At 38.5% G+C, this 24,992-nt stretch carries 32 protein-coding genes; 28 read left to right on the top strand and 4 right to left on the bottom strand.

Annotation, left to right across the window (positions count from 1 at the left end; all coding sequences use genetic code 11):
• Nucleotides 1-76 precede the first annotated feature (76 nt).
• A complete protein-coding gene (locus tag D3H55_RS16875; RefSeq protein WP_119548490.1) occupies nucleotides 77-988 on the top strand; it encodes a GNAT family N-acetyltransferase in 912 nt (303 codons plus the stop codon).
• Between the two features lie 20 nt (nucleotides 989-1,008).
• Here the strand turns inward: D3H55_RS16875 and D3H55_RS16870 are convergent, their stop codons facing one another.
• Complete coding sequence (locus D3H55_RS16870; RefSeq protein WP_119548489.1) at nucleotides 1,009-1,212, bottom strand: ATPase; 204 nt, start codon at nucleotides 1,210-1,212, stop codon at nucleotides 1,009-1,011.
• Between the two features lie 472 nt (nucleotides 1,213-1,684).
• Between D3H55_RS16870 and D3H55_RS16865 the strand changes: the two genes are divergently transcribed.
• Nucleotides 1,685-2,197, top strand: coding sequence for an SRPBCC domain-containing protein (locus D3H55_RS16865; protein WP_119548488.1), 513 nt, complete (start codon nucleotides 1,685-1,687; stop codon nucleotides 2,195-2,197).
• A 110-nt stretch (nucleotides 2,198-2,307) separates the two neighbouring features.
• Here D3H55_RS16865 and D3H55_RS16860 read toward each other — a convergent pair whose 3' ends face one another.
• On the bottom strand, nucleotides 2,308-2,766 hold the full coding sequence (locus D3H55_RS16860) for an NUDIX hydrolase (RefSeq protein WP_119548487.1): 459 nt from the start codon (nucleotides 2,764-2,766) through the stop codon (nucleotides 2,308-2,310).
• Between the two features lie 183 nt (nucleotides 2,767-2,949).
• Here D3H55_RS16860 and D3H55_RS16855 point away from each other — a divergent pair, with 183 nt between their 5' ends.
• The 7 genes from D3H55_RS16855 to D3H55_RS16825 all read left to right on the top strand — a co-directional run bounded on the left by D3H55_RS16855 (nucleotide 2,950) and on the right by D3H55_RS16825 (nucleotide 9,617).
• Nucleotides 2,950-4,530 carry a histidine kinase N-terminal 7TM domain-containing diguanylate cyclase gene (locus tag D3H55_RS16855; protein ID WP_119548486.1) on the top strand — a complete coding sequence of 527 codons (1,581 nt, stop codon included), beginning with the start codon at nucleotides 2,950-2,952 and terminating at the stop codon, nucleotides 4,528-4,530.
• 498 nt (nucleotides 4,531-5,028) lie between these two features.
• Entirely contained in the window at nucleotides 5,029-5,457 is a 429-nt protein-coding gene (locus tag D3H55_RS16850) for a YwqH-like family protein (protein ID WP_119548485.1), read from the top strand.
• Nucleotides 5,457-5,756 carry a DUF5344 family protein gene (locus D3H55_RS16845; RefSeq protein WP_119548484.1) on the top strand — a complete coding sequence of 100 codons (300 nt, stop codon included), beginning with the start codon at nucleotides 5,457-5,459 and terminating at the stop codon, nucleotides 5,754-5,756. Before D3H55_RS16850 ends, D3H55_RS16845 begins: the two co-directional genes overlap by 1 nt.
• Before the next feature lie 20 nt (nucleotides 5,757-5,776).
• Nucleotides 5,777-7,609, top strand: coding sequence for a T7SS effector LXG polymorphic toxin (locus D3H55_RS16840; protein ID WP_240628621.1), 1,833 nt, complete (start codon nucleotides 5,777-5,779; stop codon nucleotides 7,607-7,609).
• Nucleotides 7,610-7,618: 9 nt separating this feature from the next.
• Nucleotides 7,619-8,248, top strand: coding sequence for a hypothetical protein (locus tag D3H55_RS16835; RefSeq protein WP_119548483.1), 630 nt, complete (start codon nucleotides 7,619-7,621; stop codon nucleotides 8,246-8,248).
• A 268-nt stretch (nucleotides 8,249-8,516) separates the two neighbouring features.
• Nucleotides 8,517-8,906 carry a UCP033725 family protein gene (locus D3H55_RS16830; protein ID WP_119548482.1) on the top strand — a complete coding sequence of 130 codons (390 nt, stop codon included), beginning with the start codon at nucleotides 8,517-8,519 and terminating at the stop codon, nucleotides 8,904-8,906.
• 300 nt (nucleotides 8,907-9,206) lie between these two features.
• Nucleotides 9,207-9,617: a UCP033725 family protein gene (locus tag D3H55_RS16825; protein WP_119548481.1), complete on the top strand. Its 411-nt coding sequence runs from the start codon at nucleotides 9,207-9,209 to the stop codon at nucleotides 9,615-9,617.
• A 457-nt stretch (nucleotides 9,618-10,074) separates the two neighbouring features.
• Here D3H55_RS16825 and istB read toward each other — a convergent pair whose 3' ends face one another.
• Nucleotides 10,075-10,839, bottom strand: coding sequence for an IS21-like element IS643 family helper ATPase IstB (gene istB / locus D3H55_RS16820; protein ID WP_119548521.1), 765 nt, complete (start codon nucleotides 10,837-10,839; stop codon nucleotides 10,075-10,077).
• The gene (istA, locus tag D3H55_RS16815; protein ID WP_119548520.1) at nucleotides 10,839-12,383 is read right to left on the bottom strand and encodes an IS21 family transposase; all 1,545 of its coding nucleotides are present in this window, start codon (nucleotides 12,381-12,383) and stop codon (nucleotides 10,839-10,841) included. Before istA ends, istB begins: the two co-directional genes overlap by 1 nt.
• 325 nt (nucleotides 12,384-12,708) lie before the next feature.
• Here istA and D3H55_RS16810 point away from each other — a divergent pair, with 325 nt between their 5' ends.
• From D3H55_RS16810 to D3H55_RS16720, 19 genes are all read left to right on the top strand, one after another.
• Nucleotides 12,709-13,053 (top strand): hypothetical protein, encoded by a 345-nt coding sequence (locus D3H55_RS16810; protein ID WP_119548480.1) that lies wholly within the window; start codon nucleotides 12,709-12,711, stop codon nucleotides 13,051-13,053.
• Nucleotides 13,054-13,268: 215 nt separating this feature from the next.
• Nucleotides 13,269-14,057 carry an NUDIX domain-containing protein gene (locus D3H55_RS16805; RefSeq protein ID WP_119548479.1) on the top strand — a complete coding sequence of 263 codons (789 nt, stop codon included), beginning with the start codon at nucleotides 13,269-13,271 and terminating at the stop codon, nucleotides 14,055-14,057.
• A gap of 62 nt (nucleotides 14,058-14,119) precedes the next feature.
• Nucleotides 14,120-14,686, top strand: coding sequence for a cysteine hydrolase family protein (locus tag D3H55_RS16800; RefSeq protein WP_119548478.1), 567 nt, complete (start codon nucleotides 14,120-14,122; stop codon nucleotides 14,684-14,686).
• Nucleotides 14,687-14,692: 6 nt separating this feature from the next.
• Nucleotides 14,693-15,382, top strand: a complete 690-nt coding sequence (gene pnuC, locus D3H55_RS16795) for a nicotinamide riboside transporter PnuC (protein WP_119548477.1) — start codon at nucleotides 14,693-14,695, stop codon at nucleotides 15,380-15,382.
• Nucleotides 15,379-16,416 carry a multifunctional transcriptional regulator/nicotinamide-nucleotide adenylyltransferase/ribosylnicotinamide kinase NadR gene (nadR, locus tag D3H55_RS16790; protein WP_119548476.1) on the top strand — a complete coding sequence of 346 codons (1,038 nt, stop codon included), beginning with the start codon at nucleotides 15,379-15,381 and terminating at the stop codon, nucleotides 16,414-16,416. The genes pnuC and nadR overlap by 4 nt, the downstream gene beginning before the upstream one ends.
• Before the next feature lie 45 nt (nucleotides 16,417-16,461).
• Nucleotides 16,462-16,773, top strand: coding sequence for an Imm59 family immunity protein (locus tag D3H55_RS16785; RefSeq protein ID WP_168413149.1), 312 nt, complete (start codon nucleotides 16,462-16,464; stop codon nucleotides 16,771-16,773).
• 41 nt (nucleotides 16,774-16,814) lie between these two features.
• Nucleotides 16,815-17,075 (top strand): hypothetical protein, encoded by a 261-nt coding sequence (locus D3H55_RS16780; RefSeq protein ID WP_119548474.1) that lies wholly within the window; start codon nucleotides 16,815-16,817, stop codon nucleotides 17,073-17,075.
• A gap of 74 nt (nucleotides 17,076-17,149) precedes the next feature.
• Nucleotides 17,150-17,485, top strand: a complete 336-nt coding sequence (locus tag D3H55_RS16775) for a hypothetical protein (RefSeq protein ID WP_240628620.1) — start codon at nucleotides 17,150-17,152, stop codon at nucleotides 17,483-17,485.
• Nucleotides 17,486-17,579: 94 nt separating this feature from the next.
• On the top strand, nucleotides 17,580-18,218 hold the full coding sequence (locus D3H55_RS25030; RefSeq protein ID WP_240628619.1) for a hypothetical protein: 639 nt from the start codon (nucleotides 17,580-17,582) through the stop codon (nucleotides 18,216-18,218).
• Between the two features lie 42 nt (nucleotides 18,219-18,260).
• Nucleotides 18,261-18,638 (top strand): hypothetical protein, encoded by a 378-nt coding sequence (locus D3H55_RS16765; protein ID WP_168413148.1) that lies wholly within the window; start codon nucleotides 18,261-18,263, stop codon nucleotides 18,636-18,638.
• 110 nt (nucleotides 18,639-18,748) lie between these two features.
• Nucleotides 18,749-19,285: a hypothetical protein gene (locus D3H55_RS16760; RefSeq protein ID WP_119548472.1), complete on the top strand. Its 537-nt coding sequence runs from the start codon at nucleotides 18,749-18,751 to the stop codon at nucleotides 19,283-19,285.
• A gap of 40 nt (nucleotides 19,286-19,325) precedes the next feature.
• Nucleotides 19,326-19,748 (top strand): UCP033725 family protein, encoded by a 423-nt coding sequence (locus tag D3H55_RS16755; protein ID WP_119548471.1) that lies wholly within the window; start codon nucleotides 19,326-19,328, stop codon nucleotides 19,746-19,748.
• A 43-nt stretch (nucleotides 19,749-19,791) separates the two neighbouring features.
• Nucleotides 19,792-20,397, top strand: coding sequence for a hypothetical protein (locus tag D3H55_RS16750; protein WP_119548470.1), 606 nt, complete (start codon nucleotides 19,792-19,794; stop codon nucleotides 20,395-20,397).
• A gap of 86 nt (nucleotides 20,398-20,483) precedes the next feature.
• Nucleotides 20,484-20,828, top strand: coding sequence for a hypothetical protein (locus D3H55_RS16745; protein WP_119548469.1), 345 nt, complete (start codon nucleotides 20,484-20,486; stop codon nucleotides 20,826-20,828).
• A gap of 78 nt (nucleotides 20,829-20,906) precedes the next feature.
• On the top strand, nucleotides 20,907-21,173 hold the full coding sequence (locus D3H55_RS16740; protein WP_119548468.1) for a hypothetical protein: 267 nt from the start codon (nucleotides 20,907-20,909) through the stop codon (nucleotides 21,171-21,173).
• A 51-nt stretch (nucleotides 21,174-21,224) separates the two neighbouring features.
• Nucleotides 21,225-22,103, top strand: a complete 879-nt coding sequence (locus D3H55_RS16735) for an aminoglycoside phosphotransferase family protein (RefSeq protein WP_119548467.1) — start codon at nucleotides 21,225-21,227, stop codon at nucleotides 22,101-22,103.
• A gap of 318 nt (nucleotides 22,104-22,421) precedes the next feature.
• Nucleotides 22,422-23,078 (top strand): hypothetical protein, encoded by a 657-nt coding sequence (locus tag D3H55_RS16730; RefSeq protein WP_119548466.1) that lies wholly within the window; start codon nucleotides 22,422-22,424, stop codon nucleotides 23,076-23,078.
• 95 nt (nucleotides 23,079-23,173) lie between these two features.
• A complete protein-coding gene (locus D3H55_RS16725) occupies nucleotides 23,174-24,340 on the top strand; it encodes a DUF418 domain-containing protein (RefSeq protein ID WP_119548465.1) in 1,167 nt (388 codons plus the stop codon).
• Nucleotides 24,341-24,406: 66 nt separating this feature from the next.
• Nucleotides 24,407-24,967 (top strand): hypothetical protein, encoded by a 561-nt coding sequence (locus D3H55_RS16720; protein ID WP_119548464.1) that lies wholly within the window; start codon nucleotides 24,407-24,409, stop codon nucleotides 24,965-24,967.
• Nucleotides 24,968-24,992: the final 25 nt, after the last annotated feature.

The raw sequence follows: 24,992 nt of genomic DNA, 5'->3' as shown, positions 1-24,992 counted from the left end.
GTACGGGAAGGAGCGCATCTGGCTTAGAAATGTCGAGTCAGCACCGGTACTATACAATTATTGACCTTCAAAATACATGTTTAAACGAGGAGATCCAATGGCCATTACACATAGAAAATATAACAGTAGTGAAGATTATGAAAAGATCAGCAGGTTTTTGGTAGACTGCAACAGCTATTATGGAACCAGATTTGATGATAACCTGACTCTTTTTGAATTCCAGGCGGCGTTAGCTTCCGGTTTGGAGAGTCCACCTAAAAGCGTTGACGATATGCTGCAAAGGGTTATTCTTTGGTTTGATGGAGATCAACTGGTTGGCCTTCTTGAAGAAGGAGCGTTTTGTTTTGACCCTGAATACAGATTTCTCTTCAAAGAAGCTATAAGGATCAGAAAGGATATAAATCCTGATCACGAATGGGAAGTGTACGAGGGGGATGAAGACTTTGAGGCAGCCCTGGAGCAAAGTGGATATCAAAAAACAGGAGAGTATTGGGTCAGAAGGGACTTGAATCTAAAGGACGATATAGTTGAAGCCAACCTTCCCCATGGCTTTTTTTGTAAGAGTGTTCCGGATAGTAAAGAGCATGGTGAAGTCTATCAGGCTTATAAACTGTGTTATGGAATTCCATTCAATGAGGTTATCCTGAAGAATTTCTATGAAACTTCCACCTATAGAAAAGAGTTGGATTTAGTAGCGGTGGATGGGAATAATCATGTAGCGGCACTTTGCAGCGGAAGATATGACGAAGAGAGCAAACTCCTCACCATTGAGGCTGTGTCATGCTATCCTGATTTCCGGAACAGGGGGATCAGCAAAGCTTTATTGAGAGAACAATTGATGGCTGCCAAGGAACTTGGCGCCAATAGAGCGACAGTGTACACCGGAATGCCGGAAAAGTTCCCGGCACCGAATCAGCTTTATGAATCAGCAGGGTTTGACATGGTGGGGAAGCGGTTTGTTTGGAAACAGCAAACTTCTAAACTGTAAAACAAATGGTTTGAAAAAATTCAAGAAATTTTCTTCCTTTGCAAAGCTTTTTCAGATACAAACGATACTATAAATCCAACTATAATTGGGAAAAAAGCAACCTCAATATTAGAACGGCCTATCTTAAACATGAGATAAGGCAGATCAGCTAAGTAACCGAGCAGAAATAATGCTGCCATTGTCGCGACTCCAGCAGCCAGTGGAATCCAGGTGGTTTTCTTCATTGAAGCCCTCCAAATAAAATTTGTCCTAATGCTGCTTCATTGTTTTGAGTGATTATAAAGATACAAGAAGATCAACCTGAAGCTTAAAGGATGAATCCAGCCGATATCATTTATCAAGTGGGACTAAAATAAGAAAAGAATAACCAGAGAAAAAACTACTGAACTCTTTTACATGAAGTGCACACTAAACCCCGATTGTTCGTCTCCATTTTAGGAACGTTTTCTCGCAAGTCCATGCGTTCTCACGTTATTACGGAGCTGCAGCATAATCACTTCTTACTCTTCACCTCTTATTCTACAATCAATGACAGGTTGAGTCCATCTGGAAATGTGTGAAAATTGGATCACTTTTATTTACAGGCACGCTGATGGTTAAGTATAGTATAAGTAGGATTCAGAGGTTATCATCTTTTCAGTGTTCTTGTCAGCAGAATGATTAGTTCATCCTAATACTTTTTGGAGGATTAACAAGATGTCCAAAATGATTTCCAAAACAGACGGCAACATACTGATTTTGGAGCGTGAATTCAATGCACCCAAGGATTTGGTCTTTAACGCGTTTTCTAAGCCTGAACAACTTACCCAATGGTGGGGACCAAGTGGGTGGGTGCTGACCAGCTGCAGTCTGAATTTCACAGTTGATGGCACCTGGTATTATTGTACGAAATGCACAGATATCAACCAAGGTGATTTTTATGGAATCGAGTCATGGGGAATAGGGGTTTATACAGAGATCATCGAGGGTGAAAAGATAGTTTATACCGACTATTTCTCCAATGCCCATGGAAACGAATCCGATAAGATGCCTTCAACTAAAATAACGTTAACTTTTGAAGAAATCGGTGGAAAGACCAAATTGATCAACAGGGCAGAATATGGTTCAGCAGAAGCACTGAAAACCGTCCTGGAAATGGGAGTGGAGCAGGGGATCTCTGAGACTTGGGATCGTTTGGATAATCACCTGGATGCAATTCGCAAGCAATAAATAAGGAATAGAACAAAATTCAAACATGACTTTTTGAAATTAAATAGGGAAGGGGGCTATTGCCCCGTCCCTTATTTTCGTTGTCGTCCCAAACACTTATCTGCTTGCCACTAATAATAGTGGTTTGCTAAAAATTCATCTAATATGACTTTATGGCTTTTAACAATATTGGTTGGCAATTCGTCAGGATGAAAGAATTCGCACTGAATAGATTCAGTATGGTCAACTATTAATTCACCTTTAAAGTCTTCAGAATAGTAGGCAGCCGTAACTACATAAAACTCATCTCCATTTTCAGCTTTTATGTAGTTTTGGGGACCTGAATATACATTGATAAGCTTTAAGTTGTCTACACTAAGGCCCGTCTCTTCTAATACTTCTCGTTTAGCAGCGTCTTCAGTCGACTCCCCTAACTCCATTAATCCGCCCGTAATTCCCCATGAACCATGGGGAAACATTCGTTGCTGCAATAATAACCTGCCATCTTCGTCAATAATAATAGTCACCGAACCTGCAAATATCAAAGGTCTATGCCCTACAATCTCTCTTAAATCTTCTATATAGCCCACTGGATAATCCCCTTTCGCATAAAAGAATCATAGTAAACATAATACCATAAAAAGGAAATCCATCCTGTGATGATCACTTCACCAGAAATACTTTTTCATGGGTTATAGTAAAAATATGTAGTTATTTCCTTTCTGCCATTATATAATGAATTGAAAAAAATTCCTTCTATATGGGAGAACGATATGCCTGAAGAAATAGTTTTTTATATACTCCTGCTTGCCCTTGCCGGTTTGTTGAGCATAAGCCTAAGTATCTTTTCATACTTCAAACTCCGCGAGGCACCCGGCGGCAGGCAGTACGTGCTGGCCACATTGTTATCTGCAATCTTTGCCTTTACTTACATATTGGAACTTCTAAGCAGCAGCCTGGACGAAGCGAGGTTCTGGCTTGGCATTGAATACCTCGTGATGCCCTTCATCCCGGGATATCTCCTATGGATGTGTATGGAACTGGCCGGGATCAAATTAAGGCAGCGCCATCTATATGTGCTGTTCATCTTTCCGATCGTTACTGTATTTATGCATCATACCAACGGTCTTCATCATCTATATTACTCCTCCGTGGAATTGAGGACAGGTGTTCCGATCACTATTGTTGATTTGGAGTATGGGCCTTTTTTCTATGTCCACTCACTTTACTTGTTCCTATGCTTATCCATCAGTGTTGTGACTTTGTGTTTTCAACTGACTAAACCCCAGCTGCGATTCAGGTTGCAGGTCATTCTGATGATTGCAGGATTATTTGTTCCCGTTGCTGCCAATTACTTGTACCTGAATGAACTAAGCCCCTATGGAATTGACCTTGGACCTGTTTCCATGAGTGCTTCCTTCATTCTCCACGGCATCTCCCTGTTTTCCTATCAAATGTTCAACGTTTTGCCAATTGCGAGGGAAAAGGTTTTTGACAGTATGAGTGAAGGGGTAATCGTAGTGGATCATAATGGAGCGATTGTCGATTATAATCTTGCTATGAAGCTGATCCTCCCCCAATTACATCCGCTTATGATAGGGAAACCCATCCAGGCTGCAGTATCTATGAACAGCGGACTTGATATTCTATTAGACTCTGGAGTACCATGTGACTTTGAAAACGTGACAGGCACAGAGACAAAAAACTATCAAATACGCTTTTCTCCCGTCTTTCGAAAGGGCACCATATTAATAGGGAAAATCATTACCTTTACCGATATTACAGAAAGAGTGGCATTGCAGAACACGCTGAAGAAGCTTGCATCCTACGACGGCTTGACGCAGGTTTACAACAGGACGTACTTTCATGAAAAGGCCGAATCGAATCTGGGAACCGGAATCAACTCTATTATCCTATTTGATATCGACCATTTTAAAAAGGTGAACGATACGTACGGACATGAAATGGGGGACATTGTTCTCACCCAAATCGCTAAAACCGCAAAGAATCTTTTGAAACCGGATGATTTCATTGGCAGGTATGGGGGAGAGGAATTCATAGTCTTCCTTAAAGACAGAGAAGAAATAGATGCGTATCTCCTTGCCGATGTTATAAGGAAAGAAATCGCAGACAACCTTGTCACCAGTGACAATCATGTCATCCGTGTAACCTCGAGTTTTGGAGTTTCCTCTATTGAAAACAATTCCTCTTCAGCAAACGAGCGAATCAAAGAGGCAGCAGGCAGGGCGGATAAGGCATTATACACGGCCAAAAGAGAGGGACGTAACCGGGTGAAAACCTATAGAAGCAGCCTGGGGTCACTTCAAACGATGCAGGACTCCTTCCATCAATAAACAGAACCGTTAAGACGAGGTCTTGGCGGTTTTTTATTTTAGGCTGATGACTTAATAGAGCCGATACTTTGATGCCAGCCAGCCTAATTCCTTTCATTTACATACTCACTTCCTCGGCAGAAGTAAGTATGCAGGAAATGTTCACTCTTGGTCAAGCCCATAAAAAAGGCTTAACCTGCTTACGGGTAAATGTTATACATTATCTGTCACTCATAATGAAACTTTACAAACTCACAGATTGTCCAAATACATACTGTCCCTTATTTGCACTCAACTAATTAATATCACAAAAATACCTGAACAATTCCAAAGACTCATATATTTGCTAAAAGGTTTTACCTGAGCACGAATGCGGTATAAAAGAACGATGAAAAAATTCCTGTTTTTGTCATATCCTCTGTTCTGAATAGAAAGGGGACGAAAAGGGTGGTACTATATCAATAGAAATTGGAATTTAAAGGCTTTTAATTGGATTAATCTGTTAAGGGAGATGCCGATATGGGACTCTACAGTGAATTAAACAGCATTCAAAGCGTTATTCATTCCCGGTCGAGGGACATTCAGGAGAAGATATCACGGTTAAGGGAAGCAAAATACGCCATTATGAGCGAGCAAAGTCAACTTTTGAATGAAATAAAACAGATTCAGCAGCCAGAATTGCATACGAATTGGGTTGGTCCTAGATCGGATGACTATGATGCGGAACGGGAATCTGCCCTCCAGGCGATGAGAGAGATCGGACATGAAAACTATGATGAATATGTGAGTTCAATAGAATCAAAGATTCATTTGTTGGAAGCACAGCAGAGCGCAGTTTCCTTTTATGGGACACTGGCCAATGATGCTGAATATTTACTTTCCAAAGGTGAAGATTTTTATGAGCAGGTTTCTGATAAAATCAGTGACTTGAAAGGGAGGTTATTTTAATGAATGTCATTTCTGGTCCAGGAGGCGGTTCTGGACAGCAAATCAAACTGAACCATGCGGCCGTCATGGCGAAACTGAATGATGTCATCAACTCCCTTGAGCGGCTGCAGATGAACCCGCCTGCAGAGGGACAGCTTGGACGAAACAAGCTGGGTTATACAGATGCATGGATACAGCGTGAACAAAACATTCACCAATTGTTAAAAGAATATATCGCTGTAGTTGAAAAAAATGTTGAAGATACCAAGGCAAATGTAACCTCTTTAAAAGAACAAGATGAAGCGATAACGAGATCCTAACAGAAAGGCAGACGCGACCATTGAAAGTATATGAAGCCCCCACTTTACTCGACGCTATGTCCGCACGCCAAAGCGAATACGAGACATTAAGAGACCAACTTCTCACACTGAAAAATTCTTTTCAAGCGATTGTCGAACTCGATGATGAATTCCAGGGAAAAGGTGCCGATGCCATCAAAGGCTTCTATGGAGCTCAGATCGATGTGGTCGACATATGGATTCAACTAACTGAAAGCAACATCGCGTTTTTCAATGGCATTCATGGTGACGCTGAAGGACGCAACCTCAGCCGCGAAACGGTCGAGCTCCCATTCCTGGAAGAGAACCTTCACCAAAGTGAAAGACGTTCAGATCAAATGATCGATGCTCAGCAACAGGAGCTGCGAAATATTCTTGGCCGGATAAGAGATATCCATCCATTGAATGTCTTTTCGAGAGATCGTTTCGATTCTCATCTTGAACAAGCAAGAAGGAAGCGAGAGGATACACTTGACTCCGTGAATCGTTTTGATGAAGAATTAAAAAAGGAATACCAGCATTTAGAAAGCAGTGAGCAAATGATCACTGTGTTGATGAGGCAGTTAATGGAATCCTCCAAGCAAGGGAATCAAATATCACCGCTGTATTTCAACGCAGCTGCTTACTATTCCAGCGATGCCTATCAGCTCACCGACGATATCACCGCCCAAACAGATTCTTATTTGAAATTCAAGGAAGCACAACAGGAAGCAAGAGAACCCAAGCCGACCCCTGAAGAAGACGTGAATGAAAACCCCGTCATGGAATCGCTCAACAGCTTTAAGGAAATCGCACAGGATTTCTGGGGAGGGATGGAGAATAGAAACGAGAAGAAGTTTGACTCCATCTACGATTTCGGCAATTATGTAACCATCGGAGCTCTTGATGCTGGAAAAGACATGTGGAAGGGTATGGAAGACCGTGCAGACGTTGCCCTGGATTCCCCTTCGAACTTTATCAACTACCTGACGATGGGCGGTGTGGACCTCTTCAATGGAGCTGTAAATCCCGACGACCCCTTCTCAAAAGAACATTGGATGAACAGTTTTAGTCTGGGACTACTGGCTGTCGGCGGTGCCAAACCAGGACTCAAAGTAAAAGGACAAACGGCTGTCTCAGCAACTGCAAGACAGGCACTCCCTAAAGTCTCATTAAATCAGAGATGGAAGGAAATCCGGTTGGGATTGGATGATCTTTATAACCGACCTATGATGGCTACCGAAAATGGGATGCTGAAAGGTGGATTTGGAGAGCCTGGATTTAGTAAGTTTTCTGTTGAGAGGGAGGTTAAGGGTGAGGTAAGTGGAATAAAAGAAAATTTTGCTAATTCTAATAAATTGGATGTTAAAAAAGTAATTTCTGAAGCTGATAGAACTAAATTGTCTAGCTGGAAGTATCCCCCTGATGATGAACTTTATTTAAAGTACAAGGATACTTTTGATAATTCAAAGTACTATAACCAAGAAACAGGTGATATTAATTGGCCACCCAATAATGGATTTGATGGTGACCCAAAAGTTAGAGTTCTTGAAGAAGGTGAACTTATTGATCGATATGGAGCTCCTAGTGGCACTTTTCTGTCGCCTGCTGGAGTTGAGTTTGATAATAGAGCATTAGCGTTACACAGCGAAAATTCTCCCTATCATATTTATAAAGTATTGGAGCCATTTAAAGTTGAAGCAGGTAAAATCGCTCCATGGTTTGATAAACCTGGGGGTGGAACTCAATTTTTTACAGGTAATATAAAAGTTCTTGATCCTGATACCGGGAAAATGGTAGAAGCTACTGTTAGAAACTTAGAAAGACTTGGCTATATTCGGGATATAAGTCAGTGAGGTGACGAAGTGGATATTATTACAGCAGCAAAAATATTAAATAATACAGGTAAACAGGTAACAGTTGAAAAAGAAAAAATAATTGAAGTAACTCCTCCTTTTGAAAACTATCACTATCTAAGAAAAAAAGGTGAAGAGTGGGAATATGGCTTAATGCTTATCGAAAGACAAGAAATCTCTAATGAAGAAGTAATAAAGTCTTTTAAAAATGAAAGAGATGCAGCAAAATATTTTGTATTGGATAGTCTATCAGCCTTTTATTTTGCAAAAGATATTCGTCCATTTATGATGAAAAACGATTTTGATATTGGTGGACCGAAGTTTGACGAAACTAAGTTTAATGAAGCGGTATCTATTTTAGGAATTCCTTCGAATTGGTATTCTTTGAATGGAAAAACACTAAACGAAAATAGAATTATAGTAGAACCAGAAAATGAATATTTTAAAGTTAAGTTTACAGGAGAGAGCGGCAGAACAATCAGCTCTACTTTACCTGTCAGTAAAAAAAGAGCACTTTTCTTTGCCTTCAAAAAATTGTTTTTACTGCATTTGTTTAATAAGGAAGTCTATCAATTATTTAAAGAACATGGAGAGGGTCAGAATGTTACTGACGAGGACATTGAAATATTTTTACACTAAAAAAGTAGTATAAGAATAATGTTTTAAAACGAAAGACAGGTTTACAGTCTCGGGTGGAAAAAATTTATCACGCAATAATGTTAAAGCAGTCGAATCGCTTTATATGATCTTAAATCTGTACTGGGTGTAATTGGCCTCCTTTTATAAGGTATTCCTTCTGAAATTTGTTTTGAGGATTTCCTTTACTGGTGGCCATAATAGCTTGCTTATTTTGTCCCCCAACCTCAAATTTAAAAATCAGCAATATTCAGAAGGAATTTAATTACTTATGAAAAATAATACTTTTGCTATATTTAATGGAAAAGAATATTCTGCAGGAATCAAAGCCGACGGACGTATTATTTTACGTTCCCAAGATCCTAAAGACGAATTAAATGGGTTTATTGAAAAGTCATTTAACAACAAAAAAATTTATGTTAAGTATGTTAGCAGAAATGGAATTCAAGAAATGTATCACAAAACAATTAAGGCACACTATAAGGGGTATGTGTTTGAAGTTGTATACCAAAAAGATAATATAATATCCATTGTTACAATTGTTGGTGATTATAAAAAATGGGAAAATATAGGGATGAGCACAATTGACAAAGGTATATATCAAAAGTGGGTTAAAAAGGACGACGTCTTGATAGATATTGATAAAGAGAAGATTTTATAATTGAAGTAGTAGGATAAGAGGGATTGAGGAAAGGAATCCTCAATTATAAGGACTATACACTATAATAATTTAATAGAAAGTAAGCTTCTTTAAGCAGTTGAAATCTATTTTAGATCATTCACTGCTTTTTTATGTCTTCATTTCTCCAGTTATGCAAGCTTCATTTTACATAAATCAAAGTTGCAAAGATTCGAGTATGGGTGGACAACCATAATAAACGACCCGTGATGGCTACTGAGAATGGGGTGCTTAAAAATTGATTTGAAGAGCCTGGAAGGAGACGCTAGGGAGGGTAACTTTATGGAAAAGGGAACCTTTGCAAAATATAAAAATAAAACTTACAGAGTAACTAGTATAGAGGGAGATGTACTAAGATTAGTTAGTAAAGATCAAGAGGATTTGAAATATGGTTTTAAAGAAAAAGTATATCCTAGCTACTATAAGGATTCTGCTGACTTACCAAAGCTATTTGTCTATGAAATTAAGAAAGAAGAGGCAGATGAAATTTATGAAGTTGATTACAAAGCAAAATTCAATGGCAATGTGTTCAACTTAAGTTTCAATAAAACAGCCACACAATTAAGACTGGGAACTAGTAATGCAGAACTTGCAAAGGAAAATGGATTCGACCGAATGGATAAATACTACTATGATAAAGAAGTCAATCAGGATGAAATAGAAGTATTAGAAGTAATCAAAAATATTAATTAAAGTGAAGGGTTCACTGTCCCAATTATACATAGTGTTACTTTAATAAATCTTACCTTCTTAAAGCAGTTGGAATAAAATTTTAACGATTATTCAGCTGCTTTTTTTGTATATAAGGAGTAAAAAAATGTGAATGTTACCGACATGTATGAAATTAAAGTAGAGGAAGAACCTGCTTTTATAGAAGAACTTGGAAATTAAGATTTTTTGGTCGAGTTTGTGCAGCAGGTAAACTGCCTCTTTTGAAAAGTATGTTTCCCTTTGGGAGGGATAATGTGACAAGGAAAGAGTTTCTTGCAAAATATAAATCTAGCAAATTAAATCTTGGTGAGTATACCGTGGTTCTCGATGATATTACCGATGAAGCACTTGTAATGGGTTGTGCATTCGAAGATTGTTTATGGAAAGTGTATAAATGTAGACGTCAAGTTGAATTTTACACTTTTTGCTCGTTTCCTTTTTACACTTCTGCTGAAAAAACGCTCTTTCGATTTTTCATCCGGTGACTTTCCTCTTCTTCACTACCATGGATCACTTCCACACGATGAAGTAAGCGATCCAGAATCGCTGTGGTGATCCCTTGGTCTCCGATTAAATTGCCCCATTCATCTGGGCTCTTATTTGATGTCAGGATAATCGAACTTCGTTCGTATAAATGATTAATTAAATGGAAGAATAGATTTGCTTCTCTTTGATCCATGGCCATATACATTAAATCATCGATGATCACTAGGTCGGCATTTCTAATTCTCTTAAGCTGAACTTTAGATTTGTTAAGGTATTCTTCTGATTTTAGAAGCTGCACAAGTTCGCCCATTGTAGCGAAATATACATTGAATCCCCTATAAACAGCCTCAAGTCCGAGTCCAATTGCGATATACGTTTTTCCGATTCCAGGAGGACCTAAGAGAATGAGATTGTACTGTTGCTCAAGCCAGCTTAATTCCCGCAGTTGAGAAAGCTGACGAGCCGTCAGAACGTTTTGTCCCTTCAGCTCAAACTCATCTAATGACTTCACGAAAGGGAAGTGTGCCCATTTCATTCTTTTCTCTAGGCTTTTCGCTTCACGTTTTGCTAATTCATATCGAGTGATAGACTCTAAAAATTCCAAGTAGGTCCATGATGCTTTCTCAGCTTCGCGAAGAAGCTTTGGCAGCTCCTCCGCAGTCTCTGCCAGGCGTAGTTGACGGAATTGATCTTGTAACTCATGTACCGTTTTGTTCATCATGCTCCACCTCCTAGAATGCTAGTATAGGTATCTAGCGAACGGGTAGAGGCTTTGATATGAGACTGTTTAGGTGGACTCGTGTAAAAAGATTGTACTTTCTCAACCGGTTCATCTTGTAAAGCACAAAGGTGATGAGCGATATCGCGAAAATCATTCGCATTGTAAAGCTTTTCTGTCGTGCACTTTGTCAAAACAGTATCAATTAAACCCGGGTATTGTTGAATCACCTTATAAATAATCGCGAACTGGTCTCTCCGATACCTAGGGTATCTTTGACTAATCTCATCTAAATATGCAGCTGCCTGGATTTGATCTTTAAAGTGTGAGATGAGACGTTGCTTAAGCTCTTCCACACCTTTAGAGCGATCACGAGTATGGTGACGGTTTTGAATCAGCTTTCCTTTTTCAGAGCTGATTATATGCTCGGCAATTACTTCCCCATTTGCTTCTTTACGAATAACCAAGGTGTTGTAATCTTCTTGCTTTACTTCAATCCACACAAGATTCTCACTCATATTTTGATAAGTCCCGAGTGGGACGGAGTAACGATTTGACTTGTACCTGATTGTGTTGTCCTTGCTGACACTTCTTGTTATACTTTTGTTATTGGTACTTTCATATGAAAGTAACGAAGAGACTGGCTGTAAGTGTTGCTTTTCGAGGAGAAACACTTCTGCTGGTCTTTTTTTCGTTGTCTGGTGAACCTGATGGTTACCAGTACGCTCAAGCCACTGTCTTGCCCGTTCATTCCAATCTTCTATATCTCTAAACACACGACTATCAGCGAAGTTCCCTTTTATGTATTTCACTACATTTTCAATCATCCCTTTAGATTCTGGATCCCCCCTTCTACAAAGGTGAACTTTGAATTTACGCTCGTTTACATAGCTTTGAAACTCAGCTGTTAAAAGTAGTTGCCCTGCATTTTCACTAACTGAGATTAAATGATCCTGATCATAGACAATTTCTTCTGTTCGTCCTCCATAGAACTGGAATGCATTTTCGTGACAACGAATCGCATCTTTTGTGGTGAAGGGACTTGCTTGCCATTCCATAAATTTCTGACGTGAGTTAGCGAGTACAAAGGCAATAAAATACAGTTTAATTTCCTTGTTGTTTACTGTTTTCTGTTTTGTTTCTCCCCAGTCTACCTGGAGTTGTTTACCCATGGGTTGATCAGGAACTGCTTCGTATTGACGAACAATCAACTTTTTATCAATCTGATATACTTCTCGAATACCTCTCACATATGTTCTTACAGTACTATCGCCGACCACTAGGTCGGGATATCTTTCTAAAAGCCAATCTTGGATCTGAGCACTACTTAGGTGGGGATACTCTTCTAGCCAGGCCAATATCCAGTCCTTATAGTGATCTAGTATTTTTTTCTTTCCCAAGAGCTGTTCAGCATAGGCCTTGGCTTCATCGAATGTCATTTCCAAATACTTATAAACAGTCGGTCTTGAGATCTTAAGCTCTTTAGCAATTTGTGCTATTTTAAACTTTCTCTTATGTAATTCCTGAACCTTAATATATAACACTAACTTCTCCTCCAAAATCCTAACCTCCAGTAAAATAACATCACGATCTATTTTACTAAATTGGTAGGTTAATTGAGCAAAAGTGTAAAATCTTATCGAGCAAAAAGTGTCAACTTTATTCTAGCGTTTACAATAAAACCAAGAAACGGGGAGGTCATTACATAATTAAAGAATTTAAAAATGAAAATGAAGCATTTAACTATTTTTATGAATTACTCTTAAACAGACATAATTACTTGAATGGAATTAGTTAACATTAAGAAGTTGAATCTTATAACGCTCTTACTTTAGACGACCCTTGAAAAAGAGGAGGAAGGAATCTGGTATGCAGAATAAACACTCGGCAAAAGAAATAGCAAAAATAATCATAAAAAAACTAAAAGACAATTTTGATGAAAAAATAGGTTCATTTTCTGTTTACAATATAACTGATGAACCATATAGTATGTTTAATATTACCTTTGATGCTTATGAGTATTATTTTATCACCTTTAGTTACAACCGTGGAAGTATAGGATGCAGTATCACCCAAGGACAATACGGTATAGAATTAAAAAATAGCCAACAGTGGTATGATAAAGCAGATTTAGACATCTTTTGCAGAGAGCTCAAAGAGCAAATTGAATTGAGAATACCTGACAAATTTTTAGAATATAATGGTTGGAAATAGTCTTAATTTCCAATTAAACTCCTACTTAAGCAGTTGAAGACCTAATATTGGGTATTTCAGCTGCTTTTTTAATTTAATTTTCCTTAAAAACGGAATAATAACACTTGCACAATTACTAAATAGTGGGATAAAATAAAATCACAATTAACACTTTGCATATTGTTAAATAAAATGAATAAAAAAGAAATGACAACATACTAAATGAGGTGATAAGCATGAAGTATCAAAACGAAGAAGAGATGCTTCAACACTATGATTCAAAGGAGTATGTCACTCCGGACGGTTATACAGCAGACATTGCAGTCTTCACCATTGAACTGGCGTATAAGGAAGAATACAAACCACCCAAAGCTGAACTTAAATTGCTTTTGATCCAGAGGGCGAAGTCAGACAAAGACGGAGAACCACACATCCAAGGCGGCAAGTGGGCGCTCCCGGGTGGCTTTGTAAAACCGGATGAAACAGCATCGAAAGCAGCTGTCAGAGAGTTAAGTGAAGAAGCAAGCGTAAACAATATTAAACTGAAACATTTCGGTGTTTATGACACTCCAGGTAGAGATAAACGAGGATGGATTATCTCCAATGCGTTCTATGCCATCGTCACAAACGATTATCTCTATAAAAGGAAAGCGGCGGACGATGCAGAAAACGTTGGATTGTTCACGCTAAAGGAAATTGACCAGCTGGAATTAGCCTTCGACCATAAAATTATTATACATGATGCCTTCCAGATGATCCGAAAAGATTTGCTTCAAACCACAGTTGCAAAAGAGTTCCTGCCAAAGGAATTTACACTTTCTGAATTAAGAAGTGTTTTACTACTTGTCAGTGATGACCCGGGGATTGTAAATAATTCAGCTTTTGTCAGAGATGCACCAAAATATCCCTTTTTGGAAGAGGCGAGAAACCAAAAGGGTGAAATCAAAAAAACTAATAGGACAGCCAAACAAATGACAAGAATGTTTCGTTTTAAAGATTTTCAACCGATGCCAAGCATCTATTAATTTTTTTCGAAATAACAATTAACAGTTTGCAAATTATAACCTACAAATGAGGAGGAGTTAAAATGAGAAAAGCATTGGTAGTCATTGATTACACAAACGATTTTGTTCACGAAAAGGGAGCCCTTACCTGCGGTGAGCCGGGACAGGAAATTGAAGACTCTATCCTCGAGCTTATGGAAACATTCAGGAAGGAAAAAGAGTTCATCGTTCAGGCTGTGGACGTGCACACGCCAAACGATCCCTATCATCCGGAAACAAAGTTATTCCCCACTCATAACGTGAGAGATACCTGGGGGAGACAACTGTACGGAAAAGTGAAAGAACTTCATGAACAGATGGCCGAAGAAAATGAAGATGGTCAAATTTATTACATGGATAAGACCCGTTACAGTGCTTTTGCTTACACAGACCTTGAAGCAAAGTTAAGAGAAAGGGAGATAACCGAGATCCATTTAACTGGGGTTTGCACAGATATTTGCGTCCTGCACACTGCCATAGATGCTTACAACAAAGGATTCAGCATCGTCATTCACGAAAAGGCAGTGGCCAGCTTCAATGAACCCGCTCATCAGTTGGCATTGCAGCATTTTGAAAATGTTTTAAACGCAGTCATCATAAATGGAGAGTGATAACACATGTTGAAAGATTGGACATTATTTGAAAAAATCTGGCTCGGCTTATTTACTGCTGTGAATGTTTATTTGTTTTTTGCCTGGGATGATACCTTCCTGGGATTCGTTACCTCCATTTCAGGAATGCTTTGCGTTGTACTTGTTGCGAAAGGGAAAATAAGCAACTACTATTTTGGAATCGTTCAAACGGCGACGTACGCATATATCTCTTATGGATACGGATTGTACGGGGAGACGATGCTTAACGCACTGTTTTACTTCCCTGCACAGTTTGTAGGGCTTTATCTTTGGAGTAAACACAAAATGAAAGACGATATAAAAGGGGAGGATGTCCAAATAAAAAGCCTTTCTACCAAAGGATGGGCGTATACAATCGTTAGCTCCATCATCCTGGTGATTCTCTACGGCATTTTATTAAAAGCGTTAGGCGGAAAAAGCATCTGGATTGACTCTTCAACTACGATTCTATCAATCATCGCGCAAATATTGATGTTGAAGCGCATAACAGAACAGTGGCTATTCTGGATTGCTGTAAACATTTTATCTATCGCGCTTTGGATGACCGCATTGGTGACACAGGGCGGGAACGATCTTTCCATGCTGGTGATGTGGACGGCATTCCTAGTGAACAGCGTGTACGGATATGTCAACTGGAGGAAACTTTGGATCAAGCAAAAGGGGGAGACAAGATGAAAACAGTCGGATTTTTTGGCGGGAAATTCCTTCCGCTCCACCAAGGCCATGTCCTGGCGATCATCGAGGCTTCATCGACAGTTGATGAGTTGTACATTATCCTTTCTCGCAGTGAAGAAAGAGATAGGATAACATGTGAAAAAACACACTTCCCTTACATCACTGGAAGGGTGAGGTTACGATGGCTCCATCAGCTTACAAAAGACATGGAAAATGTTCATGTATTATCCATCGAGGATGATGGAGGGGAAGATGAATATGATTGGGAACTGGGTGCAAAGAAAATCAAGCAGGCGATTGGAAAACCGATTACTCACGTATTCAGTTCTGAAAAGGATTATGACCTCATCTTTCAGCAGCTTTACAAAAACTCAACACATGTTTTGATCGATCCGGATAGAATAATGATGCCTGTTTCTGCTACAAAAATACGAACTGAAGGGGTGTATGCTAATTGGGATTTCATACCGAAGGTCGTACAGCCATTCTTTGTAAAGAAGATTGTGATTATCGGTACGGAAAGCTGCGGGAAATCCACATTGACTCGTAACCTCGCCACTATTTACAATACAACCTTCGTGGAAGAATACGGACGGACGTTGTGCGAAGAAATTGGAGGATGTGATGAAATTATTTTGGAAGAAGATTTTCCGTTGATTGCCTATGGTCATAAAATGAAAGAGCACCAAGCACAGTCAGCGGCAAACAAAGTCATGTTCATCGACACAGAAGCAACAGTTACTCAATTCTACTCAGAGCTATATCTTGATCGCCAACAAAATGTAATTGATGAGATAGCAAAAACACAACAATACGATCTCTGCCTTTATCTGGAACCTGATGTTAAGTGGGTGAATGACGGATTAAGAGTACACGGAGAACCGGCAATTAGATCTGAAAATGACCAACGGCTGAAAGAATTGCTGAAACAGAATGGAACTCCCTATCAAATCATCACCGGCACCTATCAAGAAAAAATGAAAAAGGCTATGAATGCCGTGAATCGATTATTGGGATTCAGCCCGCTTGAATAAGTACAATAACAAAAAATATGGATTAAAAACTGCCTTTCCGTACTTATGGCAGCGCCTAGTAGGAGGGCAGTTCAAAGTCAAAAAAAGCAGTTATATAAAGGATCAATCAGGAATCTTCAAGAGTCCATGAGAATTATATGTGTTGAAAAGTTAAAAGATTATATTTTGAATGAAGTAAGGGAAAATAGAGAAAATGAAGTTGTCTTAAGGCAAGAGAATGATAAATGGATAGTTTATGTGACAGATGAAAGGGCTAGCAAGGTTACAAATTCACAAGGTACCTATGAGGATGAGGAAGAAGCATTGAATAATTTTATTAAAAGATTAAGAGCGGGCAAAATATTAAGGGAGCTATAAAATTTTCAGATTCTACTCCATAAATTAGGTTGGTGGGATGAATGACAAAACAGGAGTTCTTAAAGAAGGTAGAGTCAGAAAAATTAAATAAAGGTGAATATTCTATAATAATCGGCAAGCTATCTGATGCTGATGCTCCACTTGTATTAGGGTGTGTTTTTGACCAAAGGGTATGGAAAGTATATGAAACAAGAGCACGTGGTGGCCACTTCATTATTAAAGAACTTGACGATGAATCTGAGGCGTTTGATTACTTTTATAAAGTTGTCCTTAGTCAGCATAATAGACCTAACAACTATTAATCTTAAAATTCACACAGGATAAAATCACAACAAATATTGGGTATAACAGACTTATAGAAGTAGGAGGTTAATGAATGCAGCATACTGCTGAAACTATTGAAGATTTTATTATTGAGGAACTTAAGAAACGATTTCATGAAAAAGTCGAAAATTTTGTGATATCCAATAGCACTGATATTCCCTATACGATGACTAGTATCGTTTTTAAAATGTACAATTATTTTCATGTCAGGTTTAACTACGACAGAGGAAGCTTTGGGTGCTCTATTGTTAATGGAGAGTATGGGATCAGTATAGATTCTAGTGAAACATGGTTTGATCAAGCGGACTTTGATAAATTTTTCAGTGACCTGCAAAAACAAATAGAACTTAGAATACCCAATAAATTTTTGGAGCATCACGGTTGGTGATAAATACTCGGGCAGGGATTGGTTTCCTGACCGGATTGCTACAATTTAGCTTTTTTGATAGTTAAAAATAAATAGAAAAGATGAGGGATAACCATTGGAAAAGATACATCGTGGAGATGGTTTTGCGATTATTGAGAAAGATGGAGAATATCAAATTTCCTGGGCTCAAGGACCTTATAATCAGCCGGTATTTTATCCTATTTCTCAACAGAATATGAAAAAGGCATTCAAATCAGATCAGGATGCTTATGAAGTCATGATTTATGCAGAAACGGGACAATGGCCACCAGGTGTTGAGGAAGAAACTGAAATTAATAAAGGATTTCTTCAAAAATATCCTGAATTACTTTTAAAAATTCCTGAAAATCAGGAGTTATTGACGAAATCCGGATTGCAAAATAAAGGCTATGAAACAATAAAAAATGAGATTAAAAACGCTCTCAAAAAGCATTTTGATGATAGAATAAGCAGTTTCTCAGTTTTTGGTCAGACGGATATCCCTTACACAATGTTTAGTCTGCAATTTACTGCGTATAACTATTTTAATGTAATTTTAAATTACGATAGAGGTTCTTTTGGTTGTTCGATCGTCAATGGCGATGCAGGATTAGGTCTTAAGAATAGTCAGCAATGGTACGATGAAGCAGACTTAGATGTTTTTTGCAAAGAACTGAGAGAGCAACTTGAATTGAGGATCCCTGACAAATTTTTAGAATACCATGGTTGGAAATAGAGGGTACTATCCAAGAAAGGATTTTTGCAAAGATATATTGATATGGAGAGTAAAAAAATGATATTTATGAACGAAAATAAAACGTCATGGAAAGTACATAACAGAGAGGTTCATCTTAACCTGGTCAACGTTTTATGCGCTAAATATTTTGAAAATTCGGATGTAATGGCTTTTATAATTGAAAATGAGTCAAATAACCCAGAGAAGGTTTTAGGTTTTGATCGTAACGGTAATGAATTATTCGAGATTAATCAACCTGAAGGATACCACCTTATGTATCTTACGAGTCATCCTAAAGCAGAAGTTGCCGTGGTTTGCGGAGTAGTGAATATTGAAGAATCAAGCGAAAGTTGGTCGGATTTCTACTTCAGGGTGAATATACAGAAAGGAAAGTTAGAAAGGATTGGAATAGCCAGGTAGGTTTAAACGTTTTAGAATTCCAGCTGAACAGAAAACGAATGAGGCAGCGAAAAAGAAATCAAGTGTGTGGCGGTTTGAAGGAGAGGTACTATGGCAGTTAAAAATTTCAAGTGGGACAGCCAGAAACAGACAGTAAGTTGGACATATACGGCACTGTGATTAAAAACAACTATGAACATGCTTACTTTGCAACTATAAATGAAAATGAGGATTATGTCTTTGTTGAAGCAGGAGAAAATTATGAGCAGGAGCGAGTGTACTACATCTCTTTTGATGGAGACCAAATCTTTTCTTTTGATAAATTGACTGGCAACGTCAGCTGGTTAAATAGGAATAAGCAAATACAAATTAAATGCAAAAATGCTATTGGCGCTCATCGGTATAGTGAGCACAATATAATTATTGTTGTTAATCAAAATGGGATTTCTGCTACTAAACTAAATGGTTATGCATTGGATGGCACTTTGTTATTTGAAAAGGATTCTTCTGATGGTTTTGACTTTGTCTATTTAACTACATTTAGATCTTCCCCTTATATTGTTTATGATGGAGGAAAAGCTAATGCTGATTCATTCGGAAGAAGCTGGTGGAATTTTTCCATTGATCCCAGAAGCGGTAAATTGAATAAAGAACATCTTGCCTATTAAAGAAGTATGAACCAGCTTATGAGCTGTTAGAAAACAAGGAGTGATTAATATTAGGACCCTTGGAAAATTCGCATTATACGATCATAAAGAATACAGATTCCTTCCTCAATCTGATGGTTCTTTTGCTCTAATTTCTACCAATTCCAGCGACCTGCACAAAGGATTTAAGAAGATTGGGGAAATACATGAAAACAGGTATTTAAAAGAAGTTCATTTGGAAGAATTGAGCCTTGTTTTTCAAAAGAAAACCAGTGTAAGGTTTAAAGGAGACCTTTTTATTGGCTCAGCCGTAGAGGGTGATGAAATCATGCTTTACACACGGGATGTTTCTCTGGGGAAGAAGCACAATATGAAAATGAGAGACAAAGATGAGTACTATCAATATATAAATCTAAAAGACATAGAGGAAATAACTCAACAGTGGATTCCTATTCCTGACTATAACGTGAAGGAGAGGGATTAAAATTAAGCTATGAAAAAAGCTGCTTTATGAATGGAGGAGACCTTTGAATAAAGAACAGTTGCAGCAGATTTGCAGTGATTTAGGTATAAAACTCATTGTCGGAGAAACATTTATTAAAGAACAAGCGGGATACTATGAAAATTATAACCAACTAGAGGCTGATGACAATCAATGGTACTACTCGGAAATGGACTTCGAAGCCAGACCAGTTCCGGAAAAGAAAGATAGAAAAAAGTTTGATTCTCAAGAGGACTCGATTAAATATTTCTTTCTAATGACATTAAAAGAGTTCCACTTTAATAAAATTCATTTTCCGAATAATCCGATAAGAAAAATAAAAAGCCTGGACGAAATCAAAAAATTCTTCGATTATTTAGGGATAAACCAGGAGTGTTACAGCTTTGATAAAAAGATACCGCAATCCGTGTTGGCAAGTGTTTTAGATAATCAGATTGTAGTAAGTTATATTGATCAAAATAGAAATAAACAATTTTCTACCATCCCCTTTAATTATGATAAAGGTATATTCACCATGTACAAGCTGACATACTCTCTTCACCTTCTTAAAGCGTTGGAAAAGAAATTTATAGAAAACGGTGTATTAGAAAAAGAATTTACCGATGAGGATATAGAAATATTTATTAAGTAATATACAAAATGAGTAATTATTTTTAATTGATTTATGAACTTGTGCTGCTTCAACTTAACAAATCTAATAGTGAGGATAGAGAGTATATGGAAAATAACCCTACAGCTAAAGAAATAGCCAAAAGCATAGTAAGAAAAATCAAAGGATATTTTGGTAATAAAACTGGTTCATTTTCAATTTATGATTTAACTGATGATCCATATAGCATGTTTAACATTACCTTTGATGCTTATAATTATTTTTTTGTAACCTTCAGTTATAACCGAGGAAGTATAGGATGCAGCATTTCTCAAGGACAGTATGGGTTGGAGTTAAAAAATAGCCAACAATGGTATGATTCAGCAGATTGGGATATTTTTTTAAAAGAATTGCAAGATCAACTGGAATTAAGGATACCAGACAAGTTTTTAGAATCGACTGGCTGGAAGTGAGCAGAGGAAAGTCTGTCGTGTTTACCCTGTCATGAGTCGGTTACGGTGCATATTTTTGCGTTAGGTACAGGAGGAAATATGGATAAAACAACAGCAATGGAAATTATTAAAAATGAAAGTCTAGAGAATTACTGTTTCTTCTGTGAGGATATAAACAAGGAAGAAGCAGTTGTAATAACTGAAAATGATATTGAGTGGATAGTATTTACGAACGATGAAAGAGGAACGAAAATAAGTGAGAAAGTTTATAAAGAAGAAAGTAAAGCGCTAATGGATTTTATTGAAAGGTTAAGAGGGGGTAGAGCCTTGAGACAATATATTAATGGAAAAAGGGGGGTGGATTGAGACAAGAGAAAGCCTATCAAAATAATTAGTAAATAGCGGAGGTCCCTAGTAATGAATTTACAAGAAATGCTCGACATCATCAAACAGACTAATACAGATATCCATATAGACACCGTAAAGTCCTTCACCAACGGCTGGGACAATGATATATTGCTAGTTAATGATGAAGTTGTCTTTCGATTTCCTAAAACAAAAGAAACGGCATCAAAGGTGATGGCCGAGGCAGCATTAATCAAACAATTGATCCTTAAAAGACCCTTACTGCTTGTGCCGGAATATGAAATGGTATTACATGATGGAAATTTTATCGGTGTTAAGTACGATTACATAACGGGAGATTCTGGTCTTCAGCCTTCTTTTAATCGGCGAAATGCACGATTAATTGGCGACTTCCTCACCAAGCTTCACACTATCGATCCTTCTGCAATTAAGGACACCAATATCCGACCCGTCCACAACAAGAAGTATTGGGAAGAATTAAATGATTCCGTTGAGACATATATTTTTCCTCATATCTCACCCACAGAAAAGACAGCCGTTCAAAATCTGTTTTCGAACTTCTTTTCAGACTCAATATTTTCCACTCACCAAAGGGTTGCCATTCATGGAGATTTGACCACAGCAAATATGATATTCAACAAAGAAACCGGCCTTGTGAAAGGCATCATTGATTTTACCGATGCACAAGTGGGAGACCCTGCGTTCGACTTTGCCGGTCTTTACTGGGCACTCGGGCCTGTTTTCACAATGGAGGTCCTGTCTCACTATCATTCTGAAGATAAGGAGGCAATCTTTAATAGAGTGCAGAACTTTTATGGATTGCAGCCGGTTTTTCATGAACTGATTTATGCAATAAAATCTCAGCAATCAGTCAACTGGAACACTGCGTTGAATCGATTCTTGAAGTTATTGCCGGAAGAATTAAATTGACAGAAAATCGGGTGCTCAACACATTAAAATTCTATTTTTGAGGTGAATAAATGGGAATAATCATTACTTTTCCAGCCATCTGGGCTGGTGGTTTTTCTATAGCACGCATACTTAGCCCTTTCGGTAAGAATTTGTGGAAGAACGACTTGGCTATCACTTTTGGACGATCACTGATCATTACTTTATTAATCTTTATATTTAATTATTTCAATTTCTTACATTAGTCGTCATAATTCATCTATTTCCCTATAAAAAAAGGAATTTCATACCATCATTTAGAATTACTTTTAGATAAAGCATAAAAAGGGGAGAGAATTAATGGCTACTTGGGTTACTCATTTTAGGATTACAGAAGAATTGTTAAAAAGGGATCTCCCAGTTTCCAAGATCGAATTTTTGGTCGGAAATATCGGTCCTGATTGCAGGATTGTTGGTAAAGATGGCAAGCCAACTCCACCAAAAGAAGATACCCATTTTAAAGTTGATGGTAAAATTAATTCAAATTCCTTTTATCAGAAATACCTTACAGGTGGATTCCAACCATTATCCCAGAAGTTCTCCTATCTTTTAGGTTATTACATTCATTTGGTGACAGACGAAGAATGGCTGAAGCTGCTGGCCAGAAAGAAAAAGGAAAAGGTCTATCAGGAGATCCTGGACAGTCCTGATTACGCCCGTCTTGTTAAAAGAGATTGGTATGGGGTGGATTTTCTGTATTTGAAGAACCATCAGGACAATATCTTCTGGACAGATTTTCAGCAGATATCGAATTTTCCAGAATATCTTGATATATTTCCTAAAGGACAGACCCTTGCTCAAATCAAAAACATTACAGAGTTTTACCAAACGAGTACAATCTCTGATGAACATGAGTTTGTCTATCTAACCGAAGTTGAGGTCGATGAGTTTATCGAAAATACGGTTGGAGTCGTGCTGACTCTTTTAAATGAAAGATTTAACCTGCAGGCTGTTTAAAAAACCAGGCGGGACGCTGGACAGGTCTCTAGTTCAGTTTAAAATATTATTCCTGCTCCCCTAAAAAAGAGTGATGAAACTCCCGAGCCTCCATCATGATTTTACTTCTAAGGAGTGATGAAACATTGCAGGAGAAAGTCATCCAAGATCATATTCAGTTAGCTCCTAAAAGAAAATTAACCCCGGATCTTGAACGCGGGTTTATGCTGCTGTTCATTGCTCTCGCACATGCGAATCTATTTTTGTTTTCCGCAGATCGGGAAATCACGATGACCGACCAGATTTCTGTCTTTTTAAGGCAGCTGTTCATTGACAGCCGCGCATTCCCGTTATTTGCCATTCTCTTTGGATATGGACTTCACAAGTTATATGCCAGGCAGGAGATGAAAGAATCCCCTTGGAGGGAAACGAAAAAGATATTGAAGCGAAGAGGTGGATGGATGCTGGTCATCGGCTTTCTTCACGCATCCTTATTTTTCAAGGATATTATTGGTGTCTATGGATTTATTGCCCTTGTTTTTGCCGAACAGCTGCTTCGGTTGTCCAATCGAAAGATGATAGGATTGGCCGTAACCCTGCTGACGCTGGTAGGTATCATTGCTCCCTTCATGCCAAGAGGGTTCGAGACGCTGGCTGCTGCCGGTACAGCAGTAATGGAAAATCCTATTGAAGCCTCACTGATCCGCATGTTTGAATGGATTTTTTATACGCCTTTTCTAAGCTATCAATACATTCCCGGTGTGCTGATCGGGATTCTGATCGGCAGGTCCGGTTTTCTTGATAATCCGGAACTCCATAAGAAAACACTGGCTGGTATTGCAATGATTGGTTTATCTCTATCAATAGCCGGCGCCATTCCGTTAGCCATGAGATCCTCTCTTCTATGGAGTGTTGAGGGAGAAATAGCGGCAGCCGCAGCAAAAATCCTTCATATTACAACTGGATATGCAGGAGGGGCAGGATGGACAGCGCTTATAGGGTTGATAGTGGTCAGGCTTAATGGAAATCAAGGACGTTTCGTGCGATCCATCGCAGCTCTGGGACAACGCTCCCTGAGCTTCTACCTTTTTCAGTCCGTTATGTTTGTCCTTATCCTCGCTCCTTTTGCCGGAAGTCTTGGCGGGCACCTTGGCCAAATGGGAAGTGATATCATTGCTCTGCTGGTCTGGACCCTTTCCGTTCTTCTTGCAGCAGTGTTGGCCGGTAAATCCCTGAGAGGACCATTCGAGTCATTTTTGAGAAGGAAATCAAGGTTATCATAGGTGAAGCTGAGCAGGAAATAGGAGAAAGAGTCCGAATCCCGGACTTATTCTGACAAAATTCACAAAATGCCAGAAAACGAGTCCGAATCCCGGGCTCATTCGGACAAAAATCATAGAAATCCAGAAAAAGAGTCCGAATCCCGGACTGATTCGGACAAAAATCAAAGAATTCCAGAAAAAGAGTCCGAATCCCTGGCTTATTCGGACAAAAATCACAGAAATCCTGAAAACGAGTCCGAATCCCGGGCTCATTCGGACAAAAATCATAGAAATCCAGAAAAAGAGTCCGAATCCCGGACTGATTCGGACAAAAATCACAAAATGCCAGAAGAAGAGTCCGAATCCCTTGCTCATTCGGACAAAAATCATAGAAATCCAGAAAAAGAGTCCGAATCCCTGGCTTATTCGGACAAAAATCATAGAAATCCAGAAAACGAGTCCGAATCCCGGACTGATTCGGACAAAATTCACAAAATGCCAGAAAACGAGTCCGAATCCCGGACTTATTCGGACAAAATTCACAAAATGCCAGTAAAAGAGTCCGAATCGCAGGCTCATTCAGACAAAATTCACAGAATTCCAGAAAAAGAGTCCGAATCACGCTCTTATTCGGACAAAAATAACTAAACACCAAAAAAACTGTCCGAATTCA

The organism is Bacillus salacetis (genome assembly GCF_003581585.1).
Classification (GTDB): domain Bacteria; phylum Bacillota; class Bacilli; order Bacillales; family Bacillaceae_B; genus Rossellomorea; species Rossellomorea salacetis.
Note: the sequence above shows the minus strand (reverse complement) of the source record. Positions and strands in the feature narration are given on the sequence as shown.

Excerpts from the sequence above, each read along its gene's own strand:
- D3H55_RS16855 (WP_119548486.1), top strand. The coding sequence starts at position 2,950 with ATGCCTGAAGAAATAGTTTTTTATATACTCCTGCTTGCCCTTGCCGGT.
- D3H55_RS16805 (WP_119548479.1), top strand. The coding sequence starts at position 13,269 with ATGAAGTATCAAAACGAAGAAGAGATGCTTCAACACTATGATTCAAAG.
- D3H55_RS16810 (WP_119548480.1), top strand. The coding sequence starts at position 12,709 with ATGCAGAATAAACACTCGGCAAAAGAAATAGCAAAAATAATCATAAAA.
- D3H55_RS16875 (WP_119548490.1), top strand. The coding sequence starts at position 77 with ATGTTTAAACGAGGAGATCCAATGGCCATTACACATAGAAAATATAAC.
- D3H55_RS16720 (WP_119548464.1), top strand. The coding sequence starts at position 24,407 with ATGCCAGAAAACGAGTCCGAATCCCGGGCTCATTCGGACAAAAATCAT.
- D3H55_RS16730 (WP_119548466.1), top strand. The coding sequence starts at position 22,422 with ATGGCTACTTGGGTTACTCATTTTAGGATTACAGAAGAATTGTTAAAA.
- D3H55_RS16740 (WP_119548468.1), top strand. The coding sequence starts at position 20,907 with ATGGATAAAACAACAGCAATGGAAATTATTAAAAATGAAAGTCTAGAG.
- istB (WP_119548521.1), bottom strand. The coding sequence starts at position 10,839 with ATGAACAAAACGGTACATGAGTTACAAGATCAATTCCGTCAACTACGC.
- D3H55_RS16735 (WP_119548467.1), top strand. The coding sequence starts at position 21,225 with ATGAATTTACAAGAAATGCTCGACATCATCAAACAGACTAATACAGAT.
- D3H55_RS16785 (WP_168413149.1), top strand. The coding sequence starts at position 16,462 with ATGGCAGCGCCTAGTAGGAGGGCAGTTCAAAGTCAAAAAAAGCAGTTA.
- D3H55_RS16780 (WP_119548474.1), top strand. The coding sequence starts at position 16,815 with ATGACAAAACAGGAGTTCTTAAAGAAGGTAGAGTCAGAAAAATTAAAT.
- D3H55_RS16850 (WP_119548485.1), top strand. The coding sequence starts at position 5,029 with ATGGGACTCTACAGTGAATTAAACAGCATTCAAAGCGTTATTCATTCC.
- D3H55_RS16830 (WP_119548482.1), top strand. The coding sequence starts at position 8,517 with ATGAAAAATAATACTTTTGCTATATTTAATGGAAAAGAATATTCTGCA.
- D3H55_RS16725 (WP_119548465.1), top strand. The coding sequence starts at position 23,174 with ATGATTTTACTTCTAAGGAGTGATGAAACATTGCAGGAGAAAGTCATC.
- D3H55_RS16870 (WP_119548489.1), bottom strand. The coding sequence starts at position 1,212 with ATGAAGAAAACCACCTGGATTCCACTGGCTGCTGGAGTCGCGACAATG.
- D3H55_RS16865 (WP_119548488.1), top strand. The coding sequence starts at position 1,685 with ATGTCCAAAATGATTTCCAAAACAGACGGCAACATACTGATTTTGGAG.
- nadR (WP_119548476.1), top strand. The coding sequence starts at position 15,379 with ATGAAAACAGTCGGATTTTTTGGCGGGAAATTCCTTCCGCTCCACCAA.
- D3H55_RS16745 (WP_119548469.1), top strand. The coding sequence starts at position 20,484 with ATGGAAAATAACCCTACAGCTAAAGAAATAGCCAAAAGCATAGTAAGA.
- D3H55_RS16800 (WP_119548478.1), top strand. The coding sequence starts at position 14,120 with ATGAGAAAAGCATTGGTAGTCATTGATTACACAAACGATTTTGTTCAC.
- pnuC (WP_119548477.1), top strand. The coding sequence starts at position 14,693 with ATGTTGAAAGATTGGACATTATTTGAAAAAATCTGGCTCGGCTTATTT.
- D3H55_RS16845 (WP_119548484.1), top strand. The coding sequence starts at position 5,457 with ATGAATGTCATTTCTGGTCCAGGAGGCGGTTCTGGACAGCAAATCAAA.
- D3H55_RS16825 (WP_119548481.1), top strand. The coding sequence starts at position 9,207 with ATGGAAAAGGGAACCTTTGCAAAATATAAAAATAAAACTTACAGAGTA.
- D3H55_RS16775 (WP_240628620.1), top strand. The coding sequence starts at position 17,150 with ATGCAGCATACTGCTGAAACTATTGAAGATTTTATTATTGAGGAACTT.
- D3H55_RS16765 (WP_168413148.1), top strand. The coding sequence starts at position 18,261 with ATGGAGAGTAAAAAAATGATATTTATGAACGAAAATAAAACGTCATGG.